Raw genomic sequence first — 20,801 nt, 5'->3', positions numbered from 1 at the left:
TCCGTCCAATCTCCGCCAAGCATGCTCAAGCTTCACGATTTTTGCAACAGAGCCACTGCGAGATCTACCATGCGATGGTGGCGCACGACGGCGATCCCGTGGGCACCCCTACCCCAGCCGCCTGGGATAATCTCGTGACCGACAATTTCGTGGCGGCGGTCGACCTCACTCTCGACGTGACGGACAATGGAGGTGTTGCTCCGAACCTCTCCTTCATTCACCCGCTGCCAGGCGGCACGACGCTCAACAGGACATTGTCGGTGGTGGGCCAATATAGCCGTTCCCGCGATGATTCCGTCCAGCTTCAGTATATTGTCGATCTTGCTGTCCTTGCGGCGAACTATGGAGAGCAGCAAAGGGCGCATGATGAGGCTGTGAGATTGAAGAAGGCTCCCCTGCCAGCCGCACCCTGTGCCGACGATCCAGCCGATGGTCGGGCGGATTATCTAGGCGGCGACCTTCGATTGCATGATACGCTTGCAGATGGCTTGGCGTCGCTTGAAGCGACGAGCGACGTCTCGCTCTATGGGACCTCTGGCCCGACCGGCGTAATCGCTTCCGCCTCGAAACGGAGCGCGCGGTTGGACCAGACGATCAGGGCGGCGGGCGGCCAATCGCCCGCCGCTCTCGTCGCCCAAATTCGCTCGGTGATCAGTCCGGAAGTCTTGCGCACACTTGATAATTTAGCGAGCGCGCCGACCGTGTCCGAAACGGACAAGGACGAGGTCGCAGCGTTGGACGCGAACGTCGCCGGCCTGCAGAGACAGGTTCAGTCGATCGCGCCCGCCTTCTTCGGCGACAACGCCCAAGCCGCCGCGGCGAGGGATGCGTCCAGCCTCCAGGCGCGTGTCGCAGCCGATGCCGTAGCCATTAAGAGCAAAAGCGCCCCGTCAAAGCCTGCCGGGACCGGTGCCGCACAGGGAATTGTCGGCGCGACATCCTTCCAGTCGATCATCAATTTCGCTGTGACCTATGGAGCGTCCGGTGGCCCGAACTGGACGTTGGTGCATTTCAAGGGTCCTGGCGGCGGAGCGGGCGGCGGCGGCCCTTCGGGTTCCAATTTGCTCGGGTATACGCGCACACATAGCGACAATCTCAAAATCACCTTCTCGCCGACGTGCCGAAGCCCGGGAGCGACGCCCGACGATCATCGCAAGGGCGATGCTGCGCCCCTCAGCTTCTGGGCGGAGGTGCCCGTTTGCACAGGCACCGGAACCGAGCAGAAGCAGATTATCGCATCGGGTGCTCAGACCAACAATGTCTTGACGGGATTGTCAGCGGCTCAACTTCGGCGATAGCGGGAAGGCCCAGTTCGTCGCCAGAAACGCCAGATCAGCGAATCCAGCCCAAAATCGAGGTCACGCGGAAGACTCATCGGTAAATTTAGTGAAGACCGGACGATGAACCGCTAATGTGTCGAGCCTGTCATTAGACGATCGATCTCGGCCATTGCCTGGTCGACCTCAACCGCAGCCGCGGTAGGTTTGCCATCGAGCGGACGGCTTGCGCGAGGCGATCCGTCGCATCGCGCGATCGCGCCGTGCCCGTCGATCCGCGCAAGCCCCGCATCAACGAGCTGCTGCGAAATGTGCGCAGCACCACCGCGAGATACACTTAGCATGCGCGCGAGCTGCCCGCGCGGCAGAGTTTCGAAACAAGCGAGGGCCAACCACGCGGCGCGTGCCCGAGCGTTCTTCGAAAGACGAGCAAGGCTTATTTCTCCCCTCTCAAGATCCCGGCGAATGTGGAGGAGTCCCGACCCTGCATCGTCCAGGCCGCGCAACCAGTCGGATCGGAGCACAGTCGCACGCTCTTCATCATCCAAGTCGTGGCGAAAAAGGGCCCGACTGAGTGTGCCAGGCGGGATCGGCAAAGCGATCGAAGGCGGACGGGCCTGAAGTGCGAGATTGGCTGCCCAGCAGGCGCCGGGCGTTGCAGTACGGTAGGTCGAGAGCCGTCCGCGAGGAAGGGCAATATCCACCATCTCACCAGACATCTCAGCAAAATCTGGATTTGAGCTGAGGCGGCCCACGTAGCCGCTCATCCACCTCAGGGCCGCGTGGGGCGTAGCGTCGTGCGCATCAGGAGGAAGCTCGTCGATAGCGGCAGCGAGAAGCTCGAGGGCTTCCCCGTCCAGCCGCTGGCGAGCGCCGACGGCGCGAGCCGCGCGCTCGGCCGCAGCAGATAGCGTCGATGGCGCGTGGTCGATCAGCCAGAGCAACACGCCGTCGCGACGACCGTCGTTGGTAGCGAGGAGATCGGGCGAGGTTCCGCGATGGTCGCGGCCTACCTCGCCCGCCCCCGCATCGCGGCGATACGCCGACCAAATAGCTGACAATCGTCGATATTCCACGGCTTCACGCACGACCGGTGTCGCCATGGCCATCATGCCGTTCAACCGCCCGCCGGCGAGCGCGAGAAGTTCGAGGGGGGCGCCACCGGCTTCCATCACCAAGCCATACGTCAGTGATTTCGATATTACTATACCTAAGCAATATCGCTTTATTCTCACTTTCCATAATCGATGCTTATGGTAAGTATATGTCTTGGGCAGCTGAGGATGCGCGCATGCGTTCGCCGGAGACGTTCATCCGCAAATTGCTAGCGAAAGATCCGCATCCCGGTGTCTCGGGGCTGATCATCGCCTCCCTCTATCTGGGCTTCCTCTGTGCGTTCGCGGCGATGATCGCAGTCGCTGCGCTACATATCTTCAAGCAGCACGCGGTGATCGTCGGTGGTGCCATGCATCTGACCGACGAGGGTCGGATCCTGCTCTATCTGCTGCTCGCCGGCATGTATTTCGGGTCCGTCGTCCTCCGCGGTGTCGGCAAGGCGCTGCTGCGAAGCAAATATATGCCTTGGGCTTGGCTGCTCGCGACCGGCATCGTGGCCGGCATCGGCATGGGCATCTTCACCGTGCGGATCAACAGCGCGATCAGCGCCCTTCATGGCGGCGCCACGAACAGCAACGGCGTGGTGCTCGCCTTCTTCGGCGTCTGGCTGCTGTTCGTGGGCATTGCCGTGTCGGGTATTGCCGACGAGGCAGCCGACCGGATCGCCAATTGGACGAAACGCTGGATCGCGGCATGACCGCCTCTATCGTTATCGTCCACCGTCCGGACGATGGTGCCGGCTCGCTTCCTAAACGGCGCGGACGCGGTGACGCCCTGCCGGCCAATGCACGGCTGCTGCGCACGATCGTCGCAGCGTTGCCCGCCGACTTCGCGCCGGTGAGCCAGCTCGGGGTCGAGACGGCGCTGGAGGCCATGGCCGAGGCAACGATGCTCGCGATCGCGGCCGATCTCGACTGCTTTCTGGCCTGGGCGCGTGCCGAGAGGCGCCCTCCCCTCCCCGCCGAGCCCGAAGACCTTGTCCGCTATGTGCGGCACCTCGAGGCGATCGGCCGCAAACCTTCGGTCGCATCCCGCCGGATTTCGAGCATCGCGAACCTCCATCGTCTCGTCGGACTCGGGGAAAAGGATCCGTTGCCCACCGACCATGCGATGGTCCGGAACGCCTTGCGCGCCCATCGCCGGCGGCGGGGCGCAGCCCAACGCCAGGCGGCGCCGATGCGTTTCGGCGGCGCGCTCGGCGACGACACCGGGTTCACGATCAGCCATCTGCTCGAGGCTTGCGATGGCGATCTCCAAGGTCTGCGCGACGGAGCCCTGTTATCTCTCGCTTATGATGGTGGCCTACGGGTCAGCGAGCTGAACGCCGCGCGCGTCGACCATCTCGAACCTCAAGGCGATGGCTCGGGGTTGCTGTTCATCCCGCGCTCCAAGACGGATCAGGAAGCCGAGGGCGCGTGGGCGTGGGTATCTCCGGACTCGATGCGACGGATCCAGCTTTGGCTGGTCGAAAGTGGTATCGAGGATGGGCCGCTGTTCCGGCGGGTCGGCGTCGATCGCCGCCGGGCTCGCGCCGCGATCCCGCCGCAGCCCTATCATGCGATCCCGGGGAACACGCGGCATTGGCGCGAGCGTCTGCGTGGATCACCGGCCATCGCCGCGCAGGTGACCTACACGATCGGCGAGACGCCGCTGACGCGGCAAGGTGTCTGCGGTATCTACCGGCGGATCGCGTTGGCGGCGGCCGACGCAGGCCTGGTCGGCATGTTCGGCGAAGAGCTCGAGCAGGCGATCGCGGCGCTGTCCACCCATTCGCTGCGCGTCGGACTGACCCAGGACCTGTTCGCTGCCGGAGAGGATGGTGCGGGCATCGCGCTCGCGCTCCGCTGGGCCTCGGCCGCGACCGCGTTGCGGTACGGGCGCAAGCTCGCGGTCCGACGCAACGCCGCATCGCGCGTGCTAAGCCGCATCCGGAGTTGATGCATCTGCTTGTCCTGTCGATCACCGAATTGGGTAGCAGACTTGTGACGTAAGGGAGTGGGCATGAACCGTGGTCCGTGGAACAGGTCGCCTCGTGCGAGCGGCAATCCGTATTTGCGCGAGACCCGGTCCATCTTCGCCAAGAGCGCCTATGCGCCCGAGAATAATCCATGGGTAAAGCGAGACGAGATGGACGCCGCATTGCTCTTTCGAGGCGCGATCCTGAGCGCCTATGGCTCGATCGAGACGCGCCTTGCCGAGATCGCGATCCGCTGCTCGAGGCTCGATGCCTATGCATCGATCCGGACGGACTTTCCTTATGCGATGCCGCGCCGGCTGGCTTTTCTGCGTTCGGCTTTCAGTACCGGGCCACTCGCGCCGTTCGAGAGGGTCGCGGACGCTTTCCTTACACGCTTCGAAGCCTCGGCGGAGCTCCGCCACATGATGGCCCACGCGCATACGCAGGCTTCGGGCGACCTCGTTGGTTGGGGCGCGACCTTCCACGACTACCAGCCCACCAAAGGCGGTGCGATCACCTACCGGGCACGGCGTATGCGACTGGCGGAGCTGGAGGCGGAAGCGGCGCGCGCCGCCCGATTCAGCCGGATCGGCAGGCGGCTATACTGGCATCTGGACGAAAGCGGGCTGCTGCCGCCGGTCGGCTGAACGACACGACAAACACAAGGATCGGTTGGATGGGCGTGATGAAGGACCTGCATATCGAGAGCATGAACCTCGAGGATGAATGGCAGGAGCTTCTCGTCACCATCCTCGAGAGCGCGTCGAAGGGCGAGGCGTCGCGGATGAAAGGGGAGATCGATCGAGACGATGAAGCGGCTTGGGAGCTCAGCCGGCATTTCCCGGATATCGAGCTCACGCCGCACGATACCGGCGAAGCGGTCGCGGTCGAGTTCAAGATGTTTCGATGGCGCAACGACTGGCAGGCACGGGCGGTCGATGCCATCTCCCATATGCGCGACATCCTCGATCGGACCGTCTTCGAGCGCGGCATCATCATCCTGTCGCTCGAAACCGAGCAGGACGATTTGGCCGAGCTTTCGGCGTTGGCAGGCGATCGGATCGCGATCTGGGACCTGTTCACGCTGCGCGGCCTGATCGGCGAGCATGCCAAGCTCGCGGACGAGCTCGACATCCTCGTCTCGGAAACCCTGGTCGATGGATCGCCTGCCATTCTAAAGCCGCGGGCGACCGGAACCATTACCGGCGCAGCGCTCGCCACCCGCCTGCGGGCGGTGCCGGCGGGCCAGCCCGGCTGGATCGCGTTCGAGCAGGGGTGCCACGAGGCCGTCCGCTCCCTGTTCGGCCGCGAGCTGCACAAGCTGGTGACCCAGCAACGCAGCGACGATGGCCTGAACCGGATGGACCTTATCGGGCGGATCGGCGGTGCGACCAACTCCTTCTGGTCGATGATCTCGTCGGATTTCTCAACGCGGTACGTCGTGTTCGACGCCAAGAATCACGGAAGACCGGTCGGTCAGGACGAGGTCCACAGCACCGCGAAATATCTCATGGAAAAAGGCCTGCGGAAGGTCGCCATCATCATCGCGCGGGAAGGCGGCTCCGATCATGCGCGCCTGGCCTGCAACAGCTATCTTCGCGAACAGGGCTTCCTCATCCTGATCATCAGCCGCGCTGACCTTTGTCGCATGCTCGAGGATGCGGACGCGGGCGACCCGCCTGAGAATATCCTGTTCGACCGCATGGACGATGCCCTCATGGCCATGAGCCGCTGATCAGGATCAGAGGTTGAGACGCAGCCGGGCCCGTCCGCCGCGCACCTGCGAATAAGCCTCGGCCACCTGCGGTCGCAGCTGCCAGCGCCAATGGCCCGTCACCTCGATGCCGCGCTTACGCGCGTCGTGGTCGGCATCGGTGGCGAGCGCGAAGGTCCAGATCGGCAAGCCGTCCGAGCGCTCGGCAGGCTCCCACTCCATTTCTTCGGCCAGCGCGCGACCAAGGCCGCCATATTGGGAATTGGCCACGACATAATCGTCATAGCCCGCGGCCTCGGCAAGCTGGGTTGCGGTCAAGATCCGATCCGGCGCTTCGAGATGCGCCTCCAGCATGGTCCGTTGCGACCGGCCGATGACGATCTGCTCGAGCGCGTCGCGCACTTCTTCCACCGACGGATAGCCGTCGGGTCCACGCTTCGACCGAAGCTCGGCAGCGCGCTCGTCGAGGAACTCCTTCACCGCGAGCACTGCGGCATCGCGCGTCGGCCCGACAACCGTCTCCGATGCGACCCTGGTGCCCCGGAGCGCGCGCGCTTTCCACTCGCCTGCCGAAGTCATCGTCTTGATGACGTGGCGTCGATATTCGATCTCGTTCGACACGATCGCTCTCCTTTCGTGTGCGCTCAGAGATTGAAGAAGCTGCGCAGCGAGCTGTGGGTCAATGGCGCCACTTCGCCGATATGGTCGACATAGTCCTCGCCCTCGTAAATGTTCTCGCCGACCCACCAGTGAGAACGGCGGAGCAATATTCGACCACGGTAGCGGCGGGATAGTCCTGCTGCGGGCGGCGTAAAAGTCGTCCACCTTGAAGCCTTTCTGCCGTGAGAACGGCGGAGCAATATTCGACCACGGTAGCGGCGGGATAGTCCTGCTGCGGGCGGCGTAAAAGTCGTCCACCTTGAAGCCTTTCTGCCGAGTCAGGGAGGTGTGGGGATCTACAGCGTGGAACTTTATCTTCAGGTCCGTCTGGCTTGCGCGGATGGCATGAGCCAACGGGCGGCGGCGAAGCGTTTCAATGTGTCGCGCGAAACGGTACGCAAGATGCTGTCGTTTTCATCGCCGCCGGGTTACCGGCGCCAGTCCGTACCGCAGCGCCCGAAGCTGGACGGGTTTGTGGCGATCATTGATGGATGGCTTGAGGGTGACCGCAGTGTCCCGCGCAAGCAACGCCATACGGCGAAGCGGGTATTCGACCGTTTGCGCACCGAGCATGGTTTCACCGGCGGCTATACGATCATCAAGGATTACATCCGGGAGCGCGAACAGCGCAGCCGGGAGATGTTCGTGCCGCTGGCGCACCCTGCGGGAGATGCGCAGGCCGATTTCGGGGAAGCGCTGGTGGAGATCGGCGGGGTGGAGCAGAAGGCCTACTTCTTCGCGCTCGATCTGCCGCACAGTGATGCCTGCTATGTGCGGGCCTATCCGGCGGCGGTGGCGGAGGCCTGGGTGGACGGACACGTGCATGCCTTCGCGTTTTTCGGCGCGGTACCGCGCTCGATCGTCTATGACAACGATCGCTGCCTTGTGACGAAGATCCTGCCCGACGGCACGCGGCAGCGTGCCACGCTGTTCAGCGCTTTCCTGTCACATTACGTGATCCGCGACCGCTATGCTCGCCCGGGCAAGGGGAACGAGAAAGGCAATGTGGAGGGGCTGGTAGGCTATTGCCGGCGCAACTTCATGGTGCCGATCCCGAAGTTCCCGACCTGGGAGGCGTTCAACCTGTGGCTGGAGGAGCAATGCCGCAAGCGCCAGCAGGACAAGGTGCGCGGGCAGAGCGAGACGATCGGTGAGCGGCTGCAGCGCGATCTCGCGGCCATGCAGCCTCTGCCCGCTACACCCTTCGAGGCCTGCGATCAGAAAGGCGGGCGGGTCTCCTCGCAATCCCTGGTGCGCTACAGGACCAACGATTATTCGGTTCCGGTGGCCTGGGGCCATCAGGAGGTCTGGATCAGGGCCTATGTCGATGAGGTGGTGATCGGCTGCCGCAGCGAAGTCATCGCCCGTCATCCTCGTTGCTATGCCCGCGAGGAGGTTGTCTTCGACCCGCTCCATTATCTCCCGCTGATCGAGCAGAAGATCAACGCATTCGACCAGGCTGCGCCTTTGCAGGGCTGGGACCTGCCCGAAGCGTTCACGACACTGCAGCGGTTGATGGAAGGGCGCATGCACAAACATGGCAGGCGCGAATATGTGCAGGTACTGCGCCTGCTGGAAACGTTCACCCTCGCCGATCTCCAGGCGGCGGTCGAACAGGCCATCGATCTTGGCGCCATCGGCTTCGATGCCGTCAAGCACCTCGTCCTGTGCCGGATCGAACGCGTACCGCCCAGGCTGGACCTGGACGTCTATCCCTTCCTGCCACGCACCACGGTCGAGAAGACCTTTGCCAGAGCCTATCTGAGCCTGCTCTCCGACCGGCAGGAGGCCGCATGAGCGATCAGGCCCCGGAGATCCTTCTCGCTCACCATCTCAAGGCGCTCAAGCTGCCTACGTGCCTGCGTGAGCATCACAAGCTCGCGCGGCAATGTGCCGCTGAAGGCGTCGATCATATCCGCTTCCTCGCCCGCCTCGTCGAGATGGAAATGATCGACAGGGAGCGTCGCATGGTCGAGCGGCGCATCAAGGCCGCGCGCTTCCCCGCCGTCAAAAGCCTCGACAGCTTCGACTTCGCCGCCATCCCCAGGCTCAACAAGATGCAGGTGCTCGAGATGGCGCGCTGCGAGTGGATCGAGCGGCGTGAGAACGCCATCGCTCTGGGGCCATCAGGCACCGGAAAGACGCACGTAGCGTTGGGGCTCGGACTGGCAGCATGCCAGAAAGGACTGTCGGTGGGCTTCACCACCGCGGCAGCGCTGGTCAGCGAAATGATGGAGGCCCGCGACGAGCGCCGTCTTCTGCGCTTCCAGAAGCAGATGGCCGGATACAAGCTGCTCATCATCGACGAACTGGGCTTTGTGCCGCTCTCCAAGACCGGCGCCGAACTGTTGTTCGAGCTGATCTCCCAGCGTTACGAACGCGGCTCCACCTTCATCACCAGCAACCTGCCCTTCGACGAATGGACCGAAACCTTCGGATCTGAGCGTCTCACAGGCGCGCTCCTCGATCGCCTGACCCATCACGTCAGCATCCTCGAGATGAACGGCGAAAGCTATCGCCTCGCGCACAGCCGGGCCCGCAAGGCCAAAACCAGACCCTGAAAATTACACCAATGCCGGGGGGAGTGGCCCTCGGGCTACGCCCTCACGCCACTCCCCCCGGCATGTAACACGATGGCCTGGTTTTACGCCGCCGAATGGCCGACTTTTGCTCCGCCGTTGACAATGCCCATTTGGCGAGACGCGCGGAGCGGTCGGCGTCGATGATGCGGACCTTGTAGCCGGCGGCCACGATGGCGCTGGCGAGGATCAGGGCCGTGGTCGACTTCCCACAGCCTCCCTTGCTCGACGCTAAGGCTACGACTGGCATGTGACGGCACTCCCCTTACCCAGCGTCATCCGAACATAAGCATCACGATCGCCTGACGCCCGGCATCCGTCCGGCTATGGCTAGGCGAGGGCGTGCTATGCAATAGCGTGTGATTATGCTCCCGCCATCTCAGCGTCAAGCTTACCATTCCCATGCGTCATGCGCTCGATCGCTTGTCGTCGGGATAGTACCGTCCTTACGATGTCCTAACGCTATGCTAGCGCCCAGCACACCATCGGCTATCCCCCTGCTCGCCATTTGCTAGCAGCAAGCTAGCGATAGCTTGTGCTAGCACCTAGCTAGTTCACCGGCACGAGACGGCACCGAGTGCGCTGCACTGGATCGGTGAAAGAGGCTAGGGCCAGGAAAACGACCAGCGACAAGCCGTGATGATCGAACGTCCATTCGCACACACCTGACATCCGGATCACGCACCGCTAGCGTTAGCCTATCATTACGCTAGCACTTGCTAGCCCCAACGGCTTTGGGCGAGGGGAGGGGGCTCGAACCAAGGCTTGTTCAAGCCACCGGGCCCTGCCAACCAAGACAGCAACCCAATACCATCATCGAGCGGATACCAGCCGACACTTTCCGGGGCTCACCAGCATCATGCGCCGCGCCCGGGGGACATCAACCGCCGCGAGGCTCGGACCCGCGCTCAGCCTCAACGTCGCCGCGATCATCCTCTGGCTGCTGGGACTTGCGCGGCTCGTCACGCTCGTCAGCGCGCCCTAAGCAGCGTCGGCGACAAAAAGGGGAGGGGCGGCTTGGCGCCGCCCCGGGACCCGCCCTCACTCCTCCCAAAGCGGCTTCAACTTGCGAGACCGCTTCGCCTTGCGCGGGGCAGGAAAACCACTCCGGTCGATCTCCGCGTTGATCACCGCGAGATCCGCCATCCAAGCCTGGGTGCGTGCGTGCATATCGAACATCTGATCCTCCGTCCTTGAGACAAGGCTCGATCAGACGATCGGACGGGGGTGGGGTCAGGGACCGCGCAAGCGGCCGCGAAGCGGGGCGGGGGGGTGCCGATTTTCTCGGGCGGGACGAAGGCCCGTTCGGGAAAATTGGGGGAACCCCGCATCCTTGACGCCACCCCCGTCCGATCGTCACACTGGCAGGACGTCGACGACAGAGCCTGTACACCATCAGAGGCACACGCGACCTCGCCGCACGCGCCCATCGACATTTCGGGAACAGGGACACGCAAAAGGGGAGGGGGCCGCAAGCGGCTCGCCCTCCCAAGCGCCTCACCATTCATCCGCCCGCAGGATCGTCAGCACGCGCACGCAGGCGAAGGCATCGGCCGGGTTCTCGGCACCACCGCTCATCGTCTGGTCGTAATAGTCGATCTTCCAGAAGCAGCGCGTGCCCTCGAACTCGAAGACGCCCATGTCATGCTCGCGGTGCGGGTCGTTCGCCGGCGAGAAATCGTTATAATCGCGCACGATCCGCAGCAACTCGGCCTGGCGATGGAATCCCAGGAACAGGTTGGTGTCGCCGATGAGCGCGGCGATCCCGGCGGTCATCACCACTCGATTGTGTCCGGGATTTACGAGATTGGCGCGCAGCCAGTCGTTCAGTTCGGCGATCTTCTGGGGCTCGCGCTCCTGGGGCAGCCCGGTCCAGCGGGTTTCGGCCATGATGTTCGTCTCCTGTCGCATGACCCGAAGCCCCGCCGATCGGGGCCGTGTCAGCGCCCGCGACCGACCGCCGGGCTACAGGCGGTCCGGCGCACCCGCAGGGCCGGAACGGACGTGAAGGAGCCCGCTTGCGGGCTTGCGCCGGGCGGCGGCCCGGCGACGAGGAAGCCTGACCGGCCCGTCGCGGGGCTCGCGCGACAGACCGAGGCCTTGGATGATCGCGATGGACGGGACGGGGAGGGGGGCTCTAGTCTCGCCGCCATGACCGATGATCGCATACTCGCAGCGCTGTGGCCCGGCTGGGCACGGACCGCTGGCACGCTGCTCGCCGCCGGCGCCCATCTGCGTTCGCAATGCCTCGTCTGCGGCACGCGCCAGCGGGTCGACGTGTCGGCGCTCGTCACCCTGAACGGCGCGCTCTGGTCGCCGATCGATGCGCTCGACCGCTGCACGATCGTCGGCTGCGCCGGTTCGGTCCATTATTGCGCGCGTCGCGGTTTCGACCGGCCGTGGATCCGGCTGATCGGCGACCCGGAGCTGGTCGCGCACGCCGGACCGGAAAAAAGCGCACAGGACGCGACCGCGTAACGGAAACGCTTTGCGGCGAACCGTTACGGGACTAAACGCGATCAGGCGGCTCAACGCTGCGGAGAGCTAGACGTGGCGCGGCGGCCCTGGGACCCGAGCGAAGAGGAAGCCGCGCGCCATGCCGCGCTCGCCGAGCGCATCTTTCGGGGCAGTCTCTTCTACGCGCTCGCGATCATCGGCTTCTCGCTCGAGATCCTCTATGCGACGCGGACCGGCACGCGTGGCCGCACCCTGCTCCAAGGCCTCATCCTCATCGCGGGCGGCGGCTTCGGCAGCCTCCAGATCCTCCGCCATTTCGGTCTCTATCGCAGCCTCGTCCATGCCCATGGCCCGGGCGCGACCTGCGCGCGGCTGCGCTGGTCGCTCGCGCTCAACGCCGTGACGGTGCTGATCTGGCTGGCGATGATCGTCGTCGTGCTGGTGCGCGCCGCCTATCGGTGAGGAGGCACCCGTCCGCGAACCCATGACACGAGCGCGAAGAGGGGAGGGGGGGCCAGGCCGCCCCTCCTTTGGACACGCATTGTCAGGCGAAGGGATCATATTCGTTGACGATGGTGAGGCTCGGGTCGTGATCGTCGGCGGTGATGACGGTGAAATGCGCGCCGGCGACGACCACCATCGTGATGACCATAAGATTGCGGGCGAGGCCGAGCGCATGCTTACGGGCGGTTGTAAGGTCGGTGAACATGGGATCGAGGCTCCTGTGGTTCGGCGGGGTCATCCCCGCTCGACAGGCGCCCGCAGTGTCCGGCCCGCGGCCGCGATCACTTTTTGCGTCGCGAAGCAGCAAAAAGCCGTAGCGAAGCGCCCGGACCCCTTGCGGGTTGATCGTGGAAGGCCGCGGGCCGGACCAAGGATGGCGCCTCATTGAGAGCGGGGTGATCCTGCCGAAATGCCCGGCGGCTCACAGATATTCACATCGTCGCTGCTCGACCACATGCCCACATATGCCTAGGTGGGTCAGCATCCTGTTCGAGTTGATGCCGTGACGATTGTCCGCTCTCTCCGCGTCCGCCCCTCCACCCCCTCCGCGGCTCAGGCATGGCCTCCTGGATCGGGGCTTGGGGTCTCGCACGCCCGCCCGCCACACGATGCCGCCGCCATGAGCCGCACCCAGCCGGGAACCGGCGAAGGCGGCCTTCCTCTCTCCTTTCCGCCAGCGATCGTCACCCGCAGGGCCGAGACCCGGCACGGGGCTCGGTCGGAGCGTCGAGCGGAGATAGAGCGCGGTTTCGGCGGAGGCCGAAAGGCGGCGTGGCGTGCCGGCCCGGACCGCCCTTATGCTTGAGCTGTTCGATCTCGAGGCGCTCGTCGCGCGCCACGGCGGCGACCCCGACATCGCGGCGCTCGGGCCCCTCATCCGCTCCGCCATCTCGATGAGTTCGGTCCGCAATGATCTCAAGCGCGCCGCCGAGATGATCGCCGCCTGCAAGGCGCTCTCCGACGCGATCCGCGCCGCCGCCGATGCCGGACAAGGGCCGGCCAGGAACGAGGCCGCGACGCTGCAGGCTTTGTTCGCGCAGGCCGTGCTCCTCTATACGCGCGCCACCCACAGCACGGGCGCCGCCCGCAACCGGCTCCAGATCACCAATCATCTGTCGGGCGAGCTGCGCATGCTCCACGATCGCGCGACGCGGCTGCGCGATTCCTATCTCGCCCATTTTGGCGATCCGAGCGGGTGGGAGGAACATCGCTGCGTGCTCGCGCTCGATATCGCGGAGACGAGGATGGCGCTGAGCTACCCGCATGCGAGCGCCTATCTGCGCCCCGACGATGCGCGAGACTTCGAGCGGCTGCTCACCGCTGCCCTGCCGATCGCTTACGCCCAATCGGACAAGGTCTCGACGCGGCTCAACGCGGCGCTCAACCAGCTGTTCGAGACGAGGCCCGCCTTTCTCGAGCTGTTGCGGGCGAGCCCGTTCGTGCCCGAGACCTTCTTCGATCCCGACGAGATCGCTTCCTATCTCGCGAGCGTGGGCGCGCACGAGACCGACCCCGAAACACAGCCGCGCCTGCGCTGAGCGAACCGCGCCTGGTCAGCGTCGCCCGAGATCGCGGGGAGGGGGGTGTCGCCACCAGAGCAGCAACAGCAGCACCGCGACTGTGCACACCTTGGTGCCGGCGAAGCACCAAGAGGACAGATCGGTGAGGGTTGGCAGTTGCAGCCAGAGCGATCGCGCCGTGACCGCGACGATCGCGAGGCTCGCCAGCACCCGGATCGCGAACGCGGTCATGCGACGCCCGTCCGGGATGCCGACACCGCCATCAGGCGAAGCGATCCTTGAGCGCGAGCATGGCGAGCGCGGCCTTGGCCGCCTCGCCGCCCTTGTCCTTCTGGTGCGCGTCGGCGCGGACCAGCGCCTGCGCCTCATTCTCGACCGTCAGGATGCCGTTGCCGATCGCGAAGCCGTCGAGCGTCAGGTCCATCAGCGCGCGTGCACTCTCGCCGGCGACGATCTCGAAATGATAGGTCTCGCCGCGAATGACGACGCCGATCGCGACGAAGGCGTCATAGGCATCTTCGGCGAGCGCGATCGCGCCGGGGATTTCGAGCGCGCCCGGCACCGTGATGGTCTCGTGGGTGTGCCCCGCCGCCTCGATCGCGGCGCGCGCGCCGGCGAGCAGCATGTCGTTCAGATGCTCGTAGAAACGCGCCTCGACGATCAGGATCTCGGCCATCAGGCGGCACTCGGCGGGAGCGGGCGCTCCTCGACGATGTTGAGGCCATAGCCGTCGAGCGCGACCAGATTGTGATGCGAGTTGGTGAGCAGGATCATGTCGTGGATGCCGAGCTCGGCGAGAATTTGCGCGCCGACGCCGTAATCGCGAAAGCCCTGCATCTCGCCCTGGTCGTCGGCACCGACGGCGCGGGTGATCTCGGAATATTTGGCCTGCGCCTGGAGCAGCACCAGCACGCCCACCCCCTCCGCGGCGATCGCATCCATGGCGCGGCCGAGCAGGCCGCGCCGATCGGTCGCCATGCCCAGCGCATCGTCGAAGATGCTGAGCGCGTGCATGCGCACCACGGTCGGCTGGGCAGGATCGATCTTGCCTTTGACGAGCGCGATCGTCTCGGTGTCGATCGCCTTGTTGCGGAAGGTGATCGCGGTCCAGTCGCCGCCATGGACGCTCTCGAAACGCGCTTCGGCGACGCGCTCGACATTATGGTCGTGACGGCGGCGATAGGCGATGAGGTCACGGATCGTGCCGATCTTGAGGCCGTGCAATTGCGCGAAGGCGACGAGATCGTCGAGCCGGGCCATGCTCCCGTCTTCCTTCATGATCTCGCAGATCACGCCGGAAGGATTGAGGCCGGCAAGCCTGGACACGTCGACCGCCGCCTCGGTGTGGCCTGCGCGCACCAGTACGCCGCCGGGCCGGGCGATCAACGGGAAGACGTGACCCGGCGTCACGATATGCTCAGGCCCCTTGGCGGCATCGATCGCGACCGCGACGGTGCGCGCGCGGTCGCCTGCCGAGATGCCGGTCGAGACGCCGTCGCGCGCCTCGATCGAGACGGTGAAAGCGGTCTCGTGGCGCGTCCCGTTCTGCGCCGCCATCGGCTTCAGGCCAAGCTGGTCGGTGCGCGATTTGGCGAGCGCGAGGCAGATCAGGCCCTTGCCGTGGGTCGCCATGAAGTTGACCGCAGCCGGCGTCGCCATCTGTGCGGGGATCACGAGATCACCCTCATTCTCGCGGTCCTCGTCGTCGACCAGGATGAACATGCGACCATTCTTGGCCTCGTCGATAATCTCCTCGGTCGACGAGAGAAAGGCATGGCGGGTGGTGCGGAAGGGCGCGGTCATTGTCGTAACTGCTCCATGCGGCCCAGATAGCGGGCGAGGATGTCGATCTCGATGTTGAACGTGCGGCCCGGGCGCAGATCCCCGAAACTGGTATGCGCCTGGGTGTGCGGGATGATGTTGAGCCCGATGAGCGGCCCTTCGGGCTCGTCCTCGACGCTGTTGACGGTGAGCGACACGCCGTCGAGCGTGACCGAGCCCTTGGGCGCGAGGAAGCGCGCGAGATCCTGGGGCGCGCGCAGCGTGATGCGCACGGATTCGCCCTCGGGCACGGCCGCGACCAGCAAGCCGACCCCGTCGACATGGCCGGTGACGATATGGCCGCCGAGCTCGTCCCCGACGGAGAGCGCGCGCTCGAGATTGAGCAGGCCGCCCTCATACCAGAGGCCGGGCGCGGTCCGCTTGATGGTCTCGAAGGAGAGGTCGACGTCGAACCAGTCGGACCCTTTGTCGACGACGGTCAGGCAGGCGCCCGAGCAGGCGATCGAGGCGCCGAGCGCGACATCGGCCATGTCGTAGCTGGTGCCGATGCGGATGCGCACGTCGCCGCGCTGGTCGATCCGCTGGATGGTCCCGACGTCGGTGATGATTCCAGTGAACATGGGACGCCGAACTCCACGGGACCGGGGCGTCAGGCCGGAAGCAGCCGGGCCGCCTCGCTGTCGCCGCGACGCAAGCCCGCGAGCGCATGCGCAGGCGCCTGGCCGACCAGCGACAGGCTCGTGCTCTGCTCGAAGTCGAGCGTCACCCGCGCGCCGTCCTTGAGCGCGCCGAGCGCCGCATGGTCGGACCCGCGCATCAGGCAGCGGATATGGCCACCCGAGATCGCGACATCGACCATCACCGGGGTGACGCCCATCGCCTGGATGCGGGCGCGGTAGCGGCCGGCACCGGGCACGAGGCAGTCGCCGGCATAGAGGGTGAGGTCGCCATCGGCGAGATGGATCAGCGATCCCGCGAGGCGATAGGGGCGGCCGAGCAGATGTTCGGCCTCCTCGAGATCACCCGAGCGCACGCATTCGCGAATGCGGGTCGAGGAGATGGGCTCGGCGGCGTCCTTGCGGATCGCGAGCGCCTCGCAGGTGAAGCCCAGCCGCTGGCCTTCGTCGCGCAGCAGGTCGAGCGTGCCCGAGCGGCCGATGCCGAAGCGGAAATCGGCGCCCGTCACGATCGTCGAGACCCCGAGCATGTCGACCAGCCAGTGGCGGATGAATTCGCCCGGCGTGAGCGACGCCATCGCGCCGTCGAAGGGCAGCGCCACCGCCTCGTCGGCGCCGGCCGCGCGCAGCAGCGCGAGGCGCTGATAGACGTCGCTCAGCAGGAATGGCGGCAGCGCCTTGTTGAAATAGCGCACCGGATGCGGCGCGAAGGTGATCGCGATCGCCGGCACGCCGCGGGCGCGGGCGAGGTTCACGGCATGGCCGACCACCGCCTGGTGGCCGCGATGGACCCCGTCGAAATTGCCGAGCGCCGCCACCGCGCCGCGCAGGTTCGCCGCCAGCGGGAAGGGGACGAACATGGGCTCAGGCCTCCACCGGCGCCGGGCGGCGGGTGAGCGTCGCGCGCGGCGCGGCGGCGAGCGGCTTCAGGCCGAAGTCGAAATGCAGCGCGCCCCAGGGCTCGCCGACCGCGCTGCCGTCGGGCGCGGTGCCGGCCTCGTGCGGCACGACGTCGGTGACGAGGCTCGTCTTCACGTCGAACACCGTGTCGCTCTCGAGATATTCGCTGCCCTCGAGGAAGATGTGGGTGACGAGCGTCTCGTAGCCGGGGTGCTGGATCATGAAATGGACGTGCGCGGGGCGATAGGGATGCCGCCCGGTCGCGCCCAGCATGTCGCCGACGGGGCCGTCGTCGGGGATCGGATAGTGGCTCGGCACCACCGACCAGAAGGAGAAGCGGCCGTCTTGGTCGGCGGTCAACCGCGCGCGCAGGCCAAGATGGTCGGGGCCGAGCTGGATGTCGTAATAGCCGTCGCCATCGCACTGCCACACATCGACGGTCGCGCCGCCCAACGGCTTGCCGTCGGGCGTCTGGATGCGCCCATCGCAATACATCGGCTTGCCGGTCATGCCGTTGCAGATGTCGGCGCCGAGCGGGAAGGCCGGCGGATTGGCGACGTAGAAGGGCCCGAGCACGGTCGTGTCGGTGGCGCCGACCGGCATGCGGTGGTTAATGAGATCGACCAGCACGCTGACCCCGAGCGTGTCGGAGAGCAGGATGAACTCCTGGCGGCGATCGTCGCAGATATGGCCGGTGCGGGTCAGGAAATCGATCGCGGCGGACCATTCGGCGGTGGTCGGCTCGACCTCCTTGACGAAGGCGTGAAGGTGCGAGACCAGGCTCTGCAACAGCTGCTTGAGCCGGGGATCGCTGGCCTTGTCGAAGCTTTCGCGAACGGCGTCTGTGATCGACGCTTCTGTGATATCGCGCATGTCCTACTCCTTTGGTTCTTATGGCAGCGGATCGTCTCCGCGATACGCGCGCGTCAGCAGGTCGGTGAGGCCGGCCTCGGTGAGCTCGGCCGGATTGGGATAGCGGTTCTGGAGCGCCGCCTGCGCGGCGACGGCGATGCCTTCCTCGGGCATGCCGAGTGCTGCGAGCGACGGCGGCGCGCCGAGCGTCGTCGAGAGCGTGCGGAGCGCGCGGATCGGGTCGTCGCTGCCAAAGCCTTCGGCGAGCTTCGCCATCGCGCCCGGCGCCGCCTTGCTGTTGTAGGCGAGCGTGTAGGGCAGGAGCACGCAGTGCAGCGGCGCATGCGGCAGATCGAAGGTGCCGCCGAGCGTATGGGCGAGCTTGTGGTGGAGTGCCATGTCGCTCGTGCCGAGGCAGACGCCGCAGGCCCAGGCGCCGAACAGCGCGTCCGAGCGGGCCTCCTCGTCATGGGGATTGCGGTGGATCTTCGGGAGCGCTGCGACCAGCGCCCGGATGCCGAGCACCGCGAGCGCCTCGATCAGCGGGTTGCGGTTTTGCGCGTAGAGCGCTTCGGCGGCATGCGCGATCGCGTTGACGCCCGAGGTGACCGAGATGTCGACGGGGAGGTCGCGGCTGAGCCTCGGATCATAGATGATCGTCTCGGGCTGGACCTTGGGGGTACGCTGGGTGACTTTGCGGCCATCCTTGGTCTCGCCGATCACCGGCGTCGCTTCCGAGCCCGCATAGGTGGTCGGGATCGCGATCTGGGGCAGGTCGGTGCGCAGCGCCAGCGCCTTGGCGAGGCCGATCGTCGAGCCGCCGCCGATCGCGACGAAGCAGTCCGCCTTGCGCTCGAGCGCGACGGCGAGCGCCCTTTCCGAGACGTCGACCGGGGTGTGCATGGTCGCGGTGTCGAGCAGGCCGACCTGCGCGCGGCCGATCAGGCTGATCGCGTTCACGCCGAGACCGCGTTGATGGGGGGTGGTCAGCACCAGCGCCCGCTCGCAGCCCAGTCGCTCGATCTCGGCGGGGAGCCGGTCGAGCGTGCCCGGGCCGAACAGCACGCGGGAGGACAGGATGTCGAAGTCGAAGGGTGCCATGGGTGCGCTCGTGTCAATCATTGCCGGGCGACGAACAGCGGCCCGGACGAGAGGGGAGGGTGCCGGAACCCGAAGGTCCCGGCACCCCATCCGTCACTCGGCAGCGACCGGCTGCTTGTCGTCGCCGATATAGCCGTCGCGGACGTCCTGGGCCCGGGCATAATCGGGCTGGTAGCGGACGCTCGCATAGTTCGACTTGAGCTCGGCTTCCTTGGCGCGCTTGCCCAGCTCCTTGGTGTCGCCGAAGCCGAGCACCTCGCGGGCGAGCTCGGTCAGCGGACCGTCGACCTGATACTCGGTGCGCTGCATGGTCAGCAGGTTGACGAGATAGAGCGGCGTGCCGTTGAACTTCTCGAACATCTCGTGACGCAGGCCCCACTCGGTGAGGAAGCGCTCGGAGATCTGGCGGAAGATCTTGATGCGGTCATAGGCGCTGATCTCGGCGCCGCGCAGCGCCTCCTGCAGCTTCGGACCGATGTACGGATCGTCGAGCTCGCGCTTGGTCGGCTGGATGACCGCCGAGCGACCGCAGAAGTCGATCAGCAGGTTCACCATGTCGTGCTGATGCTCGAGATAGTGGGCGCGGCCGAAGTCGATATAGATGTTGTTCGGCTTGAACAGGCCACCCGGCGTCGCGAAGCCGGTTTCCTCGGCGGCGATCATGAAGGCGCGGCAGGTCTCGCGGAAGCGGATGAGCTGGGCGAGCTGCGACTGCACGATCGGGTTCGACGCGGTGCCGAGCGACTGGGTGAGCAGCAGGCCGAGACCGACCATCAGTTCGGCATGGACGCAGTGACGGATCTGGGTCTCGAGGTGGACCCAGTCGAACTGGCGCTGCGGGTACCATTTGGCATGCTCGGGGTTGCCGACATGCTGGACCTGCGACCACGGGATGAACACGTCGTCGAAATAGGCCATCGAGTCGAGCTCGTCGCCGATCGTCGCGAGGGGCCGATCATAGGGATCCGCGTCCGGCTCGGCGCGCGACTTGCGGGCGACGATGACGACACCCTTGGTCGCGATCGGAACAAGCGCGTAGACGGTCTGCTCGGGCGTCTGGCCCGGGCGCCACAGGTTGCCGATGAGCAGGTGGTTGACGAAGGGGACCGACGTGCCGATCGCCTTCCAGCCGCGCACGACGATGCCGTCCTCGCGCTCCTCGATGACGCTCAGCATCGGCGTCTCGGCCATCGCGTCCTCGCGACCGCGATCATACTGGACGTCGAGGAACATCGGCGAGATCGCGTCGTCCTTCGAGGTCACCTCTTCCCACTGGCGCTGGATGTTGCCCTTGAGGTTCGGCTTCACGGTCTTGAACTTCGAACCCTCGGTCCAGGGATCCTGGTCGTCGACCTGGGCGAGCATGACGACGTTCATGCCGGCCGGCGGACGCGTGAAGATGCCGCCCTTGAAGTGCCGGCAGAGGAATTCGGTGTACTTGCGACGCTTGATCACGTCTTCCTTCGACTTCGGCAGGAACCAGTGCATGGACTGGCGCTTGCCGCTGTCGTCGATGAAGGTGCAGATCTCTTCATTCTCGGGCTTGAGATGGAGATCGTAATATTCGGCGATGGCGTTGGCATAGCCCTTCGTCATCGGGTGGGCGGTGACGTCCTCGATCAGCTCACCGCCGACATAGACCGTGCGGCCATCGCGCAGCGATTCGAGATATTCTTGTCCTGTACGCACGATCCGTTCTCCTCTT

At 65.6% G+C, this 20,801-nt stretch carries 25 protein-coding genes; 10 read left to right on the top strand and 15 right to left on the bottom strand.

What is annotated here, in order from left to right; genetic code table 11:
* Positions 1-74: 74 nt before the first annotated feature.
* Complete coding sequence (locus tag SPHS8_RS18745) at positions 75-1,298, top strand: hypothetical protein (protein ID WP_201516753.1); 1,224 nt, start codon at positions 75-77, stop codon at positions 1,296-1,298.
* Positions 1,299-1,408: 110 nt separating this feature from the next.
* Here the strand turns inward: SPHS8_RS18745 and SPHS8_RS18740 are convergent, their stop codons facing one another.
* Positions 1,409-2,455 carry a hypothetical protein gene (locus tag SPHS8_RS18740; RefSeq protein ID WP_129965708.1) on the bottom strand — a complete coding sequence of 349 codons (1,047 nt, stop codon included), beginning with the start codon at positions 2,453-2,455 and terminating at the stop codon, positions 1,409-1,411.
* A gap of 113 nt (positions 2,456-2,568) precedes the next feature.
* On the opposite strand from SPHS8_RS18740, the gene SPHS8_RS18735 reads away from it, so the two are divergent.
* The 4 genes from SPHS8_RS18735 to SPHS8_RS18720 all read left to right on the top strand — a co-directional run bounded on the left by SPHS8_RS18735 (position 2,569) and on the right by SPHS8_RS18720 (position 6,085).
* Complete coding sequence (locus SPHS8_RS18735; protein ID WP_129965707.1) at positions 2,569-3,090, top strand: hypothetical protein; 522 nt, start codon at positions 2,569-2,571, stop codon at positions 3,088-3,090.
* Positions 3,087-4,331, top strand: coding sequence for a site-specific integrase (locus SPHS8_RS18730; protein ID WP_201516754.1), 1,245 nt, complete (start codon positions 3,087-3,089; stop codon positions 4,329-4,331). The genes SPHS8_RS18735 and SPHS8_RS18730 overlap by 4 nt, the downstream gene beginning before the upstream one ends.
* A 63-nt stretch (positions 4,332-4,394) precedes the next feature.
* Positions 4,395-4,997 (top strand): hypothetical protein, encoded by a 603-nt coding sequence (locus SPHS8_RS18725; protein WP_129965732.1) that lies wholly within the window; start codon positions 4,395-4,397, stop codon positions 4,995-4,997.
* A 29-nt stretch (positions 4,998-5,026) separates the two neighbouring features.
* Positions 5,027-6,085: a hypothetical protein gene (locus tag SPHS8_RS18720; protein WP_129965730.1), complete on the top strand. Its 1,059-nt coding sequence runs from the start codon at positions 5,027-5,029 to the stop codon at positions 6,083-6,085.
* 6 nt (positions 6,086-6,091) lie between these two features.
* On the opposite strand, the gene SPHS8_RS18715 is transcribed toward SPHS8_RS18720, so the two are convergent.
* The gene (locus SPHS8_RS18715; RefSeq protein ID WP_235870850.1) at positions 6,092-6,685 is read right to left on the bottom strand and encodes a hypothetical protein; all 594 of its coding nucleotides are present in this window, start codon (positions 6,683-6,685) and stop codon (positions 6,092-6,094) included.
* A 23-nt stretch (positions 6,686-6,708) separates the two neighbouring features.
* Entirely contained in the window at positions 6,709-6,831 is a 123-nt protein-coding gene (locus SPHS8_RS20615; protein WP_268932505.1) for a hypothetical protein, read from the bottom strand.
* A 196-nt stretch (positions 6,832-7,027) separates the two neighbouring features.
* Between SPHS8_RS20615 and istA the strand changes: the two genes are divergently transcribed.
* Positions 7,028-8,521 (top strand): IS21 family transposase, encoded by a 1,494-nt coding sequence (istA, locus tag SPHS8_RS18710; RefSeq protein ID WP_011950768.1) that lies wholly within the window; start codon positions 7,028-7,030, stop codon positions 8,519-8,521.
* On the top strand, positions 8,518-9,285 hold the full coding sequence (istB, locus tag SPHS8_RS18705) for an IS21-like element ISSsp5 family helper ATPase IstB (RefSeq protein WP_007686288.1): 768 nt from the start codon (positions 8,518-8,520) through the stop codon (positions 9,283-9,285). Before istA ends, istB begins: the two co-directional genes overlap by 4 nt.
* Before the next feature lie 43 nt (positions 9,286-9,328).
* Here istB and SPHS8_RS20690 read toward each other — a convergent pair whose 3' ends face one another.
* The 3 genes from SPHS8_RS20690 to SPHS8_RS18690 all read right to left on the bottom strand — a co-directional run bounded on the left by SPHS8_RS20690 (position 9,329) and on the right by SPHS8_RS18690 (position 11,193).
* The gene (locus tag SPHS8_RS20690; RefSeq protein ID WP_129965718.1) at positions 9,329-9,553 is read right to left on the bottom strand and encodes a ParA family protein; all 225 of its coding nucleotides are present in this window, start codon (positions 9,551-9,553) and stop codon (positions 9,329-9,331) included.
* Between the two features lie 791 nt (positions 9,554-10,344).
* Complete coding sequence (locus tag SPHS8_RS18695) at positions 10,345-10,482, bottom strand: hypothetical protein (RefSeq protein WP_165362036.1); 138 nt, start codon at positions 10,480-10,482, stop codon at positions 10,345-10,347.
* A 318-nt stretch (positions 10,483-10,800) separates the two neighbouring features.
* A complete protein-coding gene (locus tag SPHS8_RS18690) occupies positions 10,801-11,193 on the bottom strand; it encodes a DUF3768 domain-containing protein (protein ID WP_129965720.1) in 393 nt (130 codons plus the stop codon).
* Positions 11,194-11,454: 261 nt separating this feature from the next.
* On the opposite strand from SPHS8_RS18690, the gene SPHS8_RS18685 reads away from it, so the two are divergent.
* Both SPHS8_RS18685 and SPHS8_RS18680 read left to right on the top strand, forming a co-directional pair.
* Complete coding sequence (locus tag SPHS8_RS18685; protein WP_129965722.1) at positions 11,455-11,781, top strand: hypothetical protein; 327 nt, start codon at positions 11,455-11,457, stop codon at positions 11,779-11,781.
* Between the two features lie 72 nt (positions 11,782-11,853).
* Complete coding sequence (locus SPHS8_RS18680) at positions 11,854-12,222, top strand: hypothetical protein (protein WP_129965724.1); 369 nt, start codon at positions 11,854-11,856, stop codon at positions 12,220-12,222.
* Positions 12,223-12,304: 82 nt separating this feature from the next.
* On the opposite strand, the gene SPHS8_RS18675 is transcribed toward SPHS8_RS18680, so the two are convergent.
* Positions 12,305-12,469, bottom strand: a complete 165-nt coding sequence (locus tag SPHS8_RS18675; protein WP_165362037.1) for a hypothetical protein — start codon at positions 12,467-12,469, stop codon at positions 12,305-12,307.
* 592 nt (positions 12,470-13,061) lie between these two features.
* Here SPHS8_RS18675 and SPHS8_RS18670 point away from each other — a divergent pair.
* Positions 13,062-13,802, top strand: coding sequence for a hypothetical protein (locus SPHS8_RS18670; RefSeq protein WP_129965684.1), 741 nt, complete (start codon positions 13,062-13,064; stop codon positions 13,800-13,802).
* 15 nt (positions 13,803-13,817) lie between these two features.
* Here SPHS8_RS18670 and SPHS8_RS18665 read toward each other — a convergent pair whose 3' ends face one another.
* From SPHS8_RS18665 to SPHS8_RS18630, 8 genes are all read right to left on the bottom strand, one after another.
* Positions 13,818-14,015, bottom strand: coding sequence for a hypothetical protein (locus SPHS8_RS18665; RefSeq protein WP_129965685.1), 198 nt, complete (start codon positions 14,013-14,015; stop codon positions 13,818-13,820).
* A 31-nt stretch (positions 14,016-14,046) separates the two neighbouring features.
* Positions 14,047-14,460, bottom strand: a complete 414-nt coding sequence (ribH, locus tag SPHS8_RS18660) for a 6,7-dimethyl-8-ribityllumazine synthase (RefSeq protein ID WP_129965686.1) — start codon at positions 14,458-14,460, stop codon at positions 14,047-14,049.
* Positions 14,460-15,587 (bottom strand): 3,4-dihydroxy-2-butanone-4-phosphate synthase, encoded by a 1,128-nt coding sequence (gene ribB / locus SPHS8_RS18655; RefSeq protein ID WP_129965687.1) that lies wholly within the window; start codon positions 15,585-15,587, stop codon positions 14,460-14,462. The genes ribH and ribB overlap by 1 nt, the downstream gene beginning before the upstream one ends.
* Positions 15,584-16,186: a riboflavin synthase gene (locus SPHS8_RS18650; protein WP_129965688.1), complete on the bottom strand. Its 603-nt coding sequence runs from the start codon at positions 16,184-16,186 to the stop codon at positions 15,584-15,586. Before SPHS8_RS18650 ends, ribB begins: the two co-directional genes overlap by 4 nt.
* A gap of 29 nt (positions 16,187-16,215) precedes the next feature.
* On the bottom strand, positions 16,216-17,103 hold the full coding sequence (locus SPHS8_RS18645; protein ID WP_129965689.1) for a hypothetical protein: 888 nt from the start codon (positions 17,101-17,103) through the stop codon (positions 16,216-16,218).
* A gap of 4 nt (positions 17,104-17,107) precedes the next feature.
* Positions 17,108-18,016, bottom strand: coding sequence for an intradiol ring-cleavage dioxygenase (locus SPHS8_RS18640; RefSeq protein ID WP_129965690.1), 909 nt, complete (start codon positions 18,014-18,016; stop codon positions 17,108-17,110).
* A gap of 18 nt (positions 18,017-18,034) precedes the next feature.
* Positions 18,035-19,096, bottom strand: a complete 1,062-nt coding sequence (locus tag SPHS8_RS18635) for a maleylacetate reductase (RefSeq protein ID WP_129965691.1) — start codon at positions 19,094-19,096, stop codon at positions 18,035-18,037.
* A 93-nt stretch (positions 19,097-19,189) separates the two neighbouring features.
* Positions 19,190-20,785: a 4-hydroxyphenylacetate 3-hydroxylase N-terminal domain-containing protein gene (locus SPHS8_RS18630; protein ID WP_129965692.1), complete on the bottom strand. Its 1,596-nt coding sequence runs from the start codon at positions 20,783-20,785 to the stop codon at positions 19,190-19,192.
* Positions 20,786-20,801 lie beyond the last annotated feature (16 nt).

The organism is Sphingobium sp. S6, from assembly GCF_905120495.1.
In the GTDB taxonomy this organism is placed as follows: Bacteria; Pseudomonadota; Alphaproteobacteria; order Sphingomonadales; family Sphingomonadaceae; genus Sphingobium; species Sphingobium agri.
This window is presented reverse-complemented; position numbering and strand designations above follow the sequence as displayed.

Bases quoted from the DNA above. Each gene is read 5' to 3' on its own strand.
- SPHS8_RS18695 (WP_165362036.1), bottom strand. From the start codon at position 10,482: ATGTTCGATATGCACGCACGCACCCAGGCTTGGATGGCGGATCTCGCG.
- SPHS8_RS18730 (WP_201516754.1), top strand. From the start codon at position 3,087: ATGACCGCCTCTATCGTTATCGTCCACCGTCCGGACGATGGTGCCGGC.
- SPHS8_RS18685 (WP_129965722.1), top strand. From the start codon at position 11,455: ATGACCGATGATCGCATACTCGCAGCGCTGTGGCCCGGCTGGGCACGG.
- SPHS8_RS18665 (WP_129965685.1), bottom strand. From the start codon at position 14,015: ATGACCGCGTTCGCGATCCGGGTGCTGGCGAGCCTCGCGATCGTCGCG.
- SPHS8_RS18645 (WP_129965689.1), bottom strand. From the start codon at position 17,103: ATGTTCGTCCCCTTCCCGCTGGCGGCGAACCTGCGCGGCGCGGTGGCG.
- istB (WP_007686288.1), top strand. From the start codon at position 8,518: ATGAGCGATCAGGCCCCGGAGATCCTTCTCGCTCACCATCTCAAGGCG.
- ribB (WP_129965687.1), bottom strand. From the start codon at position 15,587: ATGACCGCGCCCTTCCGCACCACCCGCCATGCCTTTCTCTCGTCGACC.
- SPHS8_RS18720 (WP_129965730.1), top strand. From the start codon at position 5,027: ATGGGCGTGATGAAGGACCTGCATATCGAGAGCATGAACCTCGAGGAT.
- SPHS8_RS18640 (WP_129965690.1), bottom strand. From the start codon at position 18,016: ATGCGCGATATCACAGAAGCGTCGATCACAGACGCCGTTCGCGAAAGC.
- SPHS8_RS18650 (WP_129965688.1), bottom strand. From the start codon at position 16,186: ATGTTCACTGGAATCATCACCGACGTCGGGACCATCCAGCGGATCGAC.
- SPHS8_RS18670 (WP_129965684.1), top strand. From the start codon at position 13,062: ATGCTTGAGCTGTTCGATCTCGAGGCGCTCGTCGCGCGCCACGGCGGC.
- SPHS8_RS20690 (WP_129965718.1), bottom strand. From the start codon at position 9,553: ATGCCAGTCGTAGCCTTAGCGTCGAGCAAGGGAGGCTGTGGGAAGTCG.
- SPHS8_RS18735 (WP_129965707.1), top strand. From the start codon at position 2,569: ATGCGTTCGCCGGAGACGTTCATCCGCAAATTGCTAGCGAAAGATCCG.
- SPHS8_RS18675 (WP_165362037.1), bottom strand. From the start codon at position 12,469: ATGTTCACCGACCTTACAACCGCCCGTAAGCATGCGCTCGGCCTCGCC.
- ribH (WP_129965686.1), bottom strand. From the start codon at position 14,460: ATGGCCGAGATCCTGATCGTCGAGGCGCGTTTCTACGAGCATCTGAAC.
- SPHS8_RS18745 (WP_201516753.1), top strand. From the start codon at position 75: ATGGTGGCGCACGACGGCGATCCCGTGGGCACCCCTACCCCAGCCGCC.
- SPHS8_RS18725 (WP_129965732.1), top strand. From the start codon at position 4,395: ATGAACCGTGGTCCGTGGAACAGGTCGCCTCGTGCGAGCGGCAATCCG.
- SPHS8_RS18635 (WP_129965691.1), bottom strand. From the start codon at position 19,096: ATGGCACCCTTCGACTTCGACATCCTGTCCTCCCGCGTGCTGTTCGGC.
- SPHS8_RS18690 (WP_129965720.1), bottom strand. From the start codon at position 11,193: ATGGCCGAAACCCGCTGGACCGGGCTGCCCCAGGAGCGCGAGCCCCAG.